Raw genomic sequence first — 9,468 nt, forward strand, 5'->3', positions numbered from 1 at the left:
AAAACATATTATGCGGTATTAATCTCCCTTTCGGGAGGCTATTCCCCTCTTTGAGGCAGGTTACCCACGTGTTACTCACCCGTCCGCCGCTAATCCACCCCGAAGGGTTTCATCGCTCGACTTGCATGTGTTAGGCACGCCGCCAGCGTTCGTCCTGAGCCAGGATCAAACTCTCAATTTAAAAGTTTACACTTTTTATTTGAAATGAATAATCTGCGCCAACTGTTAAGCTGGTTAGCAAGCTCATTACATACTTTTTAGTCTTACGACTAAAATTACTTTTTTTATCTAAAGTAATTAACTGGTCAAGCGAAATATTATTTCGCTATTTTACCTATTTCTCTGTTTAATTTTCAAAGACCAACTTGCTTGCCATCATGTGACGACAAGGAGTATTCTATCATATAAATAATAGCATGATTTCAGCCAATAAGTTATCTAACTAGATTATCTTCATATAACTACATATACGTACAAATAATTCAATATTTCGCATTACGATACTCGTGGTTAAGTAATTATCCCTCATTTGTACTTCATATATTTAAAAACCTCCTTTGTGGCTGAATTTATCATACATTTTTGCATACGTCAATGAAACGTGTGCAAAGCTTATTTATAGTTTCCGCACTCCATTTTTTTAAACCTCTAGCAAAATACTGATGCTATTCTTTAGTTTATCCTATTGTACCTACAAGTGATGATTTGGAGCGATTTCGTTAATCTTCTTCTTATTCATGATTATTAACTTAATCCCTTAATTGTTTTTCAGTTTTGGCTAAGAATTTTTCCAATGCTTCACTGATATCAATATTCATGCGTTCTGCTAAAATAATCACCCACCATATGCATTCGCCAAGTTTATGTTCCAATTCAGATTTAGGTTCACTATTTGTTGGCCAACGCCCCTGCTGAGACATTGTGAGACGACCGACCAATCCAGCATCTGTCAGAAAAGCTAACGTATCCTCTTCTACTGTCCATTCTTTTTCATAATACTACCGTTCTAAATAATGGTAACTTTTTCTTATTTGAACCGAACGTTCAACTGCTTCACTAAAGTTCATATCTTTCATTTTCATCCTCTTCTTTATATAAAAATTTATTGTTTATCTATTTTTAAAATGATGAGAGCATGTTCTTATATGGTCATCCACCATACCGATGCTTTCATAATATTATATCCCATGATAATCCTGATTGAACACCTTTTAATTTTAGAATTTCTAATACGCATAAATTATCATGGCTTGTTACAAAGCTACTCGTCGTCATGAAATATCGCAGCATTGGATTTACATGTTATCTTATATTTTTCATAAAGCATAATTGCAAGTTAAACATATAAATGTACATTTCCGGATTATATCTTTAAAATATTTGGTAAAAATTAAATATAGACTTACATGTGTAGATTAATTACGAACTTTTATAAAGGAAGGTTCTTCTTACATTGGCAATGCGAGAAAATTCACAATAATTAATCATATATCTACAAAATGAAAAACAAATGTTCCTCTTCATTGCATAGTTAGCACAGCGCATGCAGAACAAATTGAAAACCTGTCTAATCAAATAGAGTATTATAGGCAGATGGATATCAGCCATATAAATTGTGTGCTTGTCGATATTTATGCAGATATCAAATCTGTGAAAAACATTTCTGGCAGAGCTGAATTTCAAAGAATGTTGGCAGACTGTAAATGCAAGAAAATTGAACGTATTATCACAAAGTCAATTAGCCGATTTAGACCTAACACAGAGATATACTTGATGTAACCAATAAACTACGCCAATTATATGTTGATCTATTATTTGAAGTTGAAAAAATACAAATCTAAAATTAATGGGGGAGTCTAATAAATTCTATTTATATCTACCCTTCTATACTTTCCACTATCTTTCTCAATGCATTATCATAACTATTGTCGTAGTCGGTTTCACCTGATTTATACTGCAAGTATATATTCACATCAAAATTACTGAACTGATAACGCAACTGTCTTTCTGTATAGGGAATCAAGTATCCCTTATCATTTCCATCACACTGAATCTTGTAAATATTTCTTTGTTCAAATGTATTATTATTATTAACATGTATTCCACTTTTTTCAAACGTCATATAGTTAATTGATAATTGAATTCCCTCGGCATTTTCATAAATAGCTGTAACGTTAAAGACATGTGACGGGTTGTCTTTATATCTTTTATATATGATGTATTTAAAGTTAAAACCATTTGGTATATACTTAGGCTCATTTATATAAACATCAAGTAGAGCACTTTGCTTAAACTCTGAAAAACTATTGAACCTAAGGGTAAGCGAATCAAATATAATATCACTCTCAGTTTTAGCGTAAAATATTTCCGAGTGCAAAAATCCTTCAATAATTCCAACTAACATTTCATCATCGGACTTATCAAATGTATTAATTTCTTCACTATAAAATAAATTAGCTGTTATAGCATATTTAGGTAATTCGAAATACAAGAATTTCGAAGTCAAAATATTATTCCCTACTTGCTTGGTTTCGTTTTGTGCTATTCCATATCCCTTTTCAGTCTCAATTCTAACAATGTCAGGATTTACAATACGGAAATCAGAATTACTTTCAATATTATCTCCCTTTGAATGGTATTCTAGCCTAAGCTCGTTATTATTATCATCTTTATATTGAAAAACTACTGAACAAGAATTTTCCTTAGTTTTGGAATAAGTTATTTCCTTAAGCTTATAGCTAGTTTTAATGTTTTGGGGAACAACAAATGGAATCTCCTTTATATATATTTGGGCTGATTCTATGCTTTTGAAATGCTTTTCTTCTATAATGTATGCTGGATGCCCTTTTGACAATGCATTAGATATATTAAAAAACACATTATACTTGTTAAACAATACAAGGAATATTAAGATAAAAAGTCCTCCTGATCCAATCACCAATCTTTTTTTCTTTGCAAATATCTCACGTAACTTTTTCTGCACACTCAAACACTTTATAATCTAACTACTCCTTTCCTTTCAGTTTTCCTTTCTCTTTTTGAAGCAGTTTTTTGCTAATTTCTTCATAACTTAATCCGAGCATGTATTTCATATGAATCAACTCTTTATATTTTATAGGTAAATTATCAATAATATTACCCATTTCTAATAGAGTCTCTTTATTTTGATAGAGCACTTCCGGACTATTAATATGTGATGATTACATTGATTCCTCATTCTCAATACTGCTAGCTTATCATTTTCAAGTTCATCAGCCTTAAATCCATTCTTAACTTTACCAACACTTTGAACCACATGCATGTCATCAACCAAAGCTTTAGCATTTTCATATGCTTTTCTGATTGATATGGGTTTTGTTGTAACTATATATGAGAAAAGGTCGACATAACTATTAAAATTCAAAGTACGAACAATGGTCTTTGATAATAGAATAATACGGTATTTAAAAATGAAAAAAATTACTATTATAGAATTATAATTATGTATAAATATGTATAGTATGCTATGATTTCTATAGAGTTAGAGCGGAATCGTAGAAAAGAACGTAGTGGTAGATGAATAAAAAAAGGAGACGAGAAGATGAAATTTGGTAGATATATGGGTTATGGTATTTTAACTTTTTTAATTGGATTTCTAATAATGCTATTTCTTGTTGGAATTTTGGGTCAACCAGGTGGTGGAGAGTTATCATCATCAATTTTTAATTCTGGCATTGTGGCATTAGTATCTTCTATACTATTCCTTTGTGCAGTAATTGTAATATGCACTTTTATGATTATAAATGCTATGAAGTATAAGAAATAGTTGGAACATAACGTTATATTAAAGCGTCGGAACAGTAAAATATGATTAAGCTATTGGAGGGGATTTTATGTTTATATCTATAGAGAACGATGCTAAAAATAAGGCTTATAGAGATTTAATTGACTTTGCTTTTGAAGCTTGTGATACTTTCATCTTGGTAGTTAGAAAGAGTATGTTTTTTAATCAGAATGTAGATTATCTATTGGAAGAATTAAAATATTCACTAATTGAAGTTAAAGAGCAATGGGTCTGGCCTGGAACGTTTTTGGCCGGTGGAGCGCCTGGTCAAATATATTATTACAATACTGACAAGAAGGCAAGGGAAATAATAAAAACAGTTACAAGCTCATTACATTCGTGGGTACATCCAGACTTACCAGAGGATTTATCTTTTATTAAGAATGGTAAGCCTTGGTTAATTAATACTTCTCATGAATTTGAAAGTTATATAATTACAGAAAGCAAAGAAGAAATTGATAAAATTGCACAAATAAAAGGTTTAAGTATTAGGTGTATTTATCGTTAATTCGGACTTTTCTAATTACGCATCACAACTATTAAAACCGAATAATCCCTTAAAAATGCCGTATTATTCAATTGAATTTTACGGTATTTTTACGTCTCACTTCAAAAATATCGCTAGGCAATTTGAGAAAAGGGCGACGTAACTATTGAAATTGAAAGTACAGACAACGGTCTTTGGAAATTGAATAATACGGTATTTTAAAATGAAAATATTTACTATTATAGGAATATGCATAATATGCGATAATTTCTATAGAGCTAGGTCAAAATTGTAAAAAAATGGAGTAATAATTTATCAATGAAAAGGACTTTTTGATGAGTTATATTGAGGAAAACACTTCTTGAATTATATATTTTATTGTGTGATAATTGTTTAAGATTACACAAAGAAAAGGAGATATACTATGCATATTCAGCATGTGACCTTAATGGTCAACAATTTTGAAGAATCTATTGAATTTTATGAGACGATTACAGAACTAACTATTTCCCGCCGCTTTAAAGCAGGACTTGGAGAAGTTGCATTTCTGACAAATGGTAGTGGAGAAACTGAGATTGAACTTGTCTGCATGCCTCAGGGTCAGAAGTTTGAAGGCAAAGGTATGTTCATTTGCTTTGAGACGGATAAACTAGATGTAATGCATAAACTTGCGCAGGACAAAGGTCTTAACCCTTCTGCCATCCAGAACCCTGATATTCAAACTCGATATTTCTATGTTTATGACCCAAATGGGGTATCTGTACAGTTGCGGGTTTTTCCAAAGTAATTTTCAAAAGCATCCGGCTTGCGATAATATAGCGTTGAAGTTAATTCGCTTTCTTCACATTAAACCTCACAACTATAAAAGCTGAATAATTCCTTAAAATGCCGTATTATTCTGAATGGAATTTTACGGCACTTTTACGTCGTGCTTCAAATATATTTCTAGGCAATTTGAGAAAAGGTCGACGTAACTATTGAAATTGAAAGTACGAACAATGCTCTTTGAAAATTGAATAATACGGTATTAAAAAATAAGAATGTTTACTATTATGGAAATATAGTTATGTATAAATATGTATAATGTGCTATAATTTCTATAGAGTAGGTCTAAATTGTAAAATATTCCGTCAAACGGTAGAACTACTTGTATATCAAGAAGGTAGGTGCTAATGTGGCTTGTGTTGCTGAATTCGGTATTATAGATGAATTTGAAAAAGATAAAGATTATTCTTCTTATGAACCTAAAAAATATAATTGTGTTGCTATTAATGACGATATTTTGAACGATTGGTGGGATGAATTGATTTTAATTAAAACTCACCACGGTTACTATAGTAGACCAGATTTTGCACTTGATAGGTGGGGAGTTACTCTTATTCCGCCAGAATCATTAGATGCTTTTTATAACATTGTTTCAAAAGATAAGAAATCAAAATCATCAATACAACTGATTGATTTATTGATATTGATAAGAAAGGCAATATCTGAAAATAAATATGTTATACACTATGGTGTATAAGCATAATTTTTAGTTAATTAATTCGCATTATTTTTATTAAGCATCACAACTAATAAAACCGAATAACCCCTTAAAAACACCGTATTATTCAATTGAATTTTACGGTGTTTTTAACGTCGCACTCCAAAACTATTGCTAGGCAATTTGAGAAATACACGACGTAACTATTGAAATTGAAAGTACGAACAATTGTCTTTGAAAATTGAATAATACGGTATTGAAGAATAAGAATAATTGCTATGTTTTACAAAAATAGTTATTATCCATATAATAATATGCTATAATTACCATTAGTTAAGACGACATCGTAGTTTATTGTTCACTATAGATTTTAATTTGTTTTAGTAAGGAGATAAAAAATGAGTAAGTGTGAGAAATCAATAGTAACAGTTTTGTGTATGGTTTATAATGGTAATAAGATATTACTTCAAGACAGGGTTAAAAAAGATTGGCGTGGAATTACGTTTCCAGGAGGACATGTAGAAAAAGAAGAATCATTCGTTCAAGCAGTTATTCGTGAGATATATGAAGAAACAGGATTAACTATAAGAGAGCCTAAATTATGTGGAGTAAAGCAATTTGAAACAGATGAAGATGAACGATATATTGTATTGTTGTTTAAGACAGATAAATTTGAAGGTACTTTAATTTCTTCTGATGAAGGAGAAATGAGATGGATTGATAGGGACTCATTAAATGATTATACGTTAGTAAATGATTTTATGGATTTATTAAAAGTATTTGATTCAGATTGTTATAGTGAATTTATATATGAACGCAACAAATCAGGTGATGATTGGGTAATTAGATTATATTAATTATTCATATGAGTAAGATATTGAAATTGTAAAGACTGCTTATATTTTAAAAACATGGAGGAGTTTTTATATGAAACTGAATTTAAAAAAGTTATCTACAGATGACGGAAGAATGATTTATGATATGTTGCAGGAAATAGAAAGTAATGATAATGGTTTTCATAATGCTGTAAAAGGTATGTCTTATGAAGAGTGCAAAATTTGGCTTAGGAAAAATGCAGATATGTCAGAAGGAATTGGATTAAAAGAGTGGATGGTTCCGCAGACTTCATATTGGATGTTTATCGGTGAAATGCCAGTGGGATATGGACGAATCAGACATTTTCTTAATGATAATTTAGAAGCTAATAGTGGACATATCGGCTATGCCATACCCTCTTCTCATAGAGGAAAAGGCTATGGTAATGAATTATTGGCATTACTACTTAAAGAGTGTGATAAATTAAAAATATCAACCGTTCAAATTGGGGCAAATAAGAATAATGAACGTTCAAATAAGGTCATAGTGAATAATGCTGGTATTTTAGTTAAAGAAACTTGCACAAAAAATATATACCTTATATACAGGTTGTTATAACATAATCTGTAATTGTCCTAATTCGCAACTTTCTTATTAAGCGTCACAACTATTAAAACCGAATAACCCCTTAAAACACCGTATTATTCAATTGGATTTTACGGCATTTTTACGTCGTCTTTCAAAACTATTGCTAGGCAATTTGAGAATTAGACGACGTAACTATTGAAATTGAAAATACGAATAGTACTCTTTGAAAATTGAATAATACGGTATTTGAAAATGAAAATATTCACTATTATAGAAATATTTTAATGTATAATGTGCTATAATTTCTATAGAATTAGGTCGAAGTTGTAAAATTTAATGGATTAGAAAGGTGATAAAATATGGTTTACAAAGCTTCATTAAAGAAAATCATTGATATAATTCAGTGGATTGTTAGCATTGCGGTGATAGGTATGGGTATTTACTATTTTTTTATCAGTAAAGATATATCTAAAGGAATGGGGTTGCTTATTATGTGGGGTGGCATTGGCATTAATAGTGCATTGAGCATTATTAATGCCAAATATTTTAAAGAAAATTTCAGTTGGAAAAATAATTGGGCGAATATTACGCAGGTGTGTATGTGTTCAGTGTTTATTGTCGCGGATCTAATATTGAATTATCTGTACTAGCCTTAAGATCTTCTACTACAGGTTTATTCGAATTAGTAATTTAAGACGGAGCAAACACTATCCTAACGAATGAAGGGGATAAAATATGAAAAAGAATAAATTATTTGTATTAATAAATTTTTTGAGTATTGTCTTAACATTTTTTATAGGATTTGAAGTTATCAAACTAAAAAATAATTTAATTAATTATATTATACTTGCAATAATAAATGGATGTTTAATGTACTTATGCCAGAAACTATTGGATAATAAAAATTAACTCATAAACTTCTTAATTAACGACTTAACTAAAAAACGAATAATTTATTAAAATACCGTATGATTCATTTCTGAATTTTATGGTATTTTTACGTCGTACTTCAAAACTATTGGTAGACAATTTGAAAAAAGTACGTCTTAATAATTGGAATGGGAAACACGAATAATGGTCTTTGAAAACTTAATAATACGGTATTAAAAAATAAGAATATTTACTATGTTTTACAAAAACAGTGATTATTTATGTAGAAATATGCTATAATTACCATTAGTTAAGACGACATCGTAAAATTAGATGACCTAAAAAAGAAAGTAATATTATCTATAAATAGCGAAGGAGGTTGAAGAAATGAAGAATTATTCAAATGCTTCGAAAATTGGAATTATCGTATCTGTTATTGGAATTCTGATATTTGGCATTAATTACTTGTTTGGACCGTTCAATAATATGAAAGTTGGGGCATCATTTAGCTTTTTGGCGTCTATGGTTACTTTGTTTTGGTTTAATATTATGATAGCAGAATCAGAAAAGAAGAAAAAAATTGAAAAAGAAAAGCAAGGATTATAAGCATATTGTGAAGTTGCGTTAATTCTCTTTCTTCCAATTAAGCGTCACAACTAATAAAACCTAATAATCCCTTAAAAATGCCGTATTATTCAGAATTGAATTTTACGGCATTTTTACGTCGTACTTCAAATATATTGTTCCTCAATTTGAACTACAAATTACTTACATTAAGTTCATAACTTCATAAGTTCAATAACATTACTTTATATATTCAGTACCTAAATCAGTAAAAAGAATACTTTCTAAATGCATTTGGAATCCTTAAACATCTCTCTATAACTTCCTGAATGCCTTCCTGCTTAATTATCCTTGGATTAACACTTTTTATAAGTCCTACCTAATTAGCTATGTAAGCGCCTAGCTATTTTCATACAAAAAAATAAGCCCCAAGGATTTCTCCCTGGGTACTTCCAGCACAGTGCTTTATCATATAAATACTCTCTAAAATGCTCTTGTTCCTTTAATTTCAAATAAAGTGAATAAGATTTGCAGAATAGTCTATAATTTAAATACCCATCCATTTTTATATAAAAAATAACGAACTAATGAAAACAATACTGCACTGGGATCCCCCTAGGTGCAGTATTGTTATTTTTATTGATAATCCAAAACCTAAATTATATTTATGCAAAATAAAAACCACTAAGTTAGACTTAGTGGTTTTTTGTTTACCTGGCGACGACCTACTCTCCCACAAAGTTACCCCTGCAGTACCATTGGCGCATTGAAGCTTAACCGACCTGTTCGGTATGGGAAGGGGTGTTACCTTCATGCCATAATCACCAGATTGAGAAA

12 protein-coding genes, 2 rRNA genes and 1 pseudogene are annotated in these 9,468 nt (G+C 30.3%); 9 read left to right on the forward strand and 6 right to left on the reverse strand.

Features of this window, described 5'->3' with window-relative positions:
- Positions 1-181 (reverse strand): 16S ribosomal RNA (locus Ctaglu_RS23745); the annotation flags it as partial.
- A 568-nt stretch (positions 182-749) separates the two neighbouring features.
- Complete coding sequence (locus tag Ctaglu_RS26095; protein ID WP_233439936.1) at positions 750-920, reverse strand: nucleoside triphosphate pyrophosphohydrolase family protein; 171 nt, start codon at positions 918-920, stop codon at positions 750-752.
- 607 nt (positions 921-1,527) lie between these two features.
- Between Ctaglu_RS26095 and Ctaglu_RS26560 the strand changes: the two genes are divergently transcribed.
- Positions 1,528-1,779: a recombinase family protein gene (locus Ctaglu_RS26560; protein ID WP_125006434.1), complete on the forward strand. Its 252-nt coding sequence runs from the start codon at positions 1,528-1,530 to the stop codon at positions 1,777-1,779.
- Positions 1,780-1,876: 97 nt separating this feature from the next.
- Here the strand turns inward: Ctaglu_RS26560 and Ctaglu_RS23760 are convergent, their stop codons facing one another.
- Complete coding sequence (locus Ctaglu_RS23760) at positions 1,877-2,983, reverse strand: hypothetical protein (RefSeq protein ID WP_125006418.1); 1,107 nt, start codon at positions 2,981-2,983, stop codon at positions 1,877-1,879.
- Positions 2,984-3,005: 22 nt separating this feature from the next.
- Entirely contained in the window at positions 3,006-3,143 is a 138-nt protein-coding gene (locus tag Ctaglu_RS26565) for a sigma factor-like helix-turn-helix DNA-binding protein (protein ID WP_125006420.1), read from the reverse strand.
- A 437-nt stretch (positions 3,144-3,580) separates the two neighbouring features.
- Between Ctaglu_RS26565 and Ctaglu_RS23770 the strand changes: the two genes are divergently transcribed.
- The 8 genes from Ctaglu_RS23770 to Ctaglu_RS23805 all read left to right on the forward strand — a co-directional run bounded on the left by Ctaglu_RS23770 (position 3,581) and on the right by Ctaglu_RS23805 (position 8,673).
- Positions 3,581-3,805, forward strand: coding sequence for a hypothetical protein (locus Ctaglu_RS23770; RefSeq protein WP_125006422.1), 225 nt, complete (start codon positions 3,581-3,583; stop codon positions 3,803-3,805).
- A gap of 67 nt (positions 3,806-3,872) precedes the next feature.
- Positions 3,873-4,331, forward strand: coding sequence for a stage III sporulation protein AH (locus Ctaglu_RS23775; protein ID WP_185732943.1), 459 nt, complete (start codon positions 3,873-3,875; stop codon positions 4,329-4,331).
- Between the two features lie 403 nt (positions 4,332-4,734).
- On the forward strand, positions 4,735-5,097 hold the full coding sequence (locus tag Ctaglu_RS23780) for a VOC family protein (protein WP_125006424.1): 363 nt from the start codon (positions 4,735-4,737) through the stop codon (positions 5,095-5,097).
- Positions 5,098-5,457: 360 nt separating this feature from the next.
- The gene (locus Ctaglu_RS23785; protein ID WP_233439937.1) at positions 5,458-5,832 is read left to right on the forward strand and encodes a hypothetical protein; all 375 of its coding nucleotides are present in this window, start codon (positions 5,458-5,460) and stop codon (positions 5,830-5,832) included.
- Between the two features lie 359 nt (positions 5,833-6,191).
- Entirely contained in the window at positions 6,192-6,650 is a 459-nt protein-coding gene (locus Ctaglu_RS23790; protein ID WP_125006426.1) for an 8-oxo-dGTP diphosphatase, read from the forward strand.
- A 70-nt stretch (positions 6,651-6,720) separates the two neighbouring features.
- A complete protein-coding gene (locus Ctaglu_RS23795) occupies positions 6,721-7,227 on the forward strand; it encodes a GNAT family N-acetyltransferase (protein ID WP_125006428.1) in 507 nt (168 codons plus the stop codon).
- Positions 7,228-7,556: 329 nt separating this feature from the next.
- Positions 7,557-7,847 carry a hypothetical protein gene (locus Ctaglu_RS23800; RefSeq protein WP_125006430.1) on the forward strand — a complete coding sequence of 97 codons (291 nt, stop codon included), beginning with the start codon at positions 7,557-7,559 and terminating at the stop codon, positions 7,845-7,847.
- Between the two features lie 607 nt (positions 7,848-8,454).
- Positions 8,455-8,673 carry a hypothetical protein gene (locus Ctaglu_RS23805; RefSeq protein WP_125006432.1) on the forward strand — a complete coding sequence of 73 codons (219 nt, stop codon included), beginning with the start codon at positions 8,455-8,457 and terminating at the stop codon, positions 8,671-8,673.
- Positions 8,674-8,911: 238 nt separating this feature from the next.
- Here the strand turns inward: Ctaglu_RS23805 and Ctaglu_RS26100 are convergent.
- Positions 8,912-9,007, reverse strand: a pseudogene (locus tag Ctaglu_RS26100) (peptide deformylase); the annotation flags it as partial.
- 336 nt (positions 9,008-9,343) lie between these two features.
- A 5S ribosomal RNA gene (gene rrf / locus Ctaglu_RS23815) occupies positions 9,344-9,460 on the reverse strand.
- Positions 9,461-9,468 lie beyond the last annotated feature (8 nt).

Source organism: Clostridium tagluense, from assembly GCF_003865095.1.
GTDB lineage: Bacteria > Bacillota > Clostridia > Clostridiales > Clostridiaceae > Clostridium_AD > Clostridium_AD tagluense.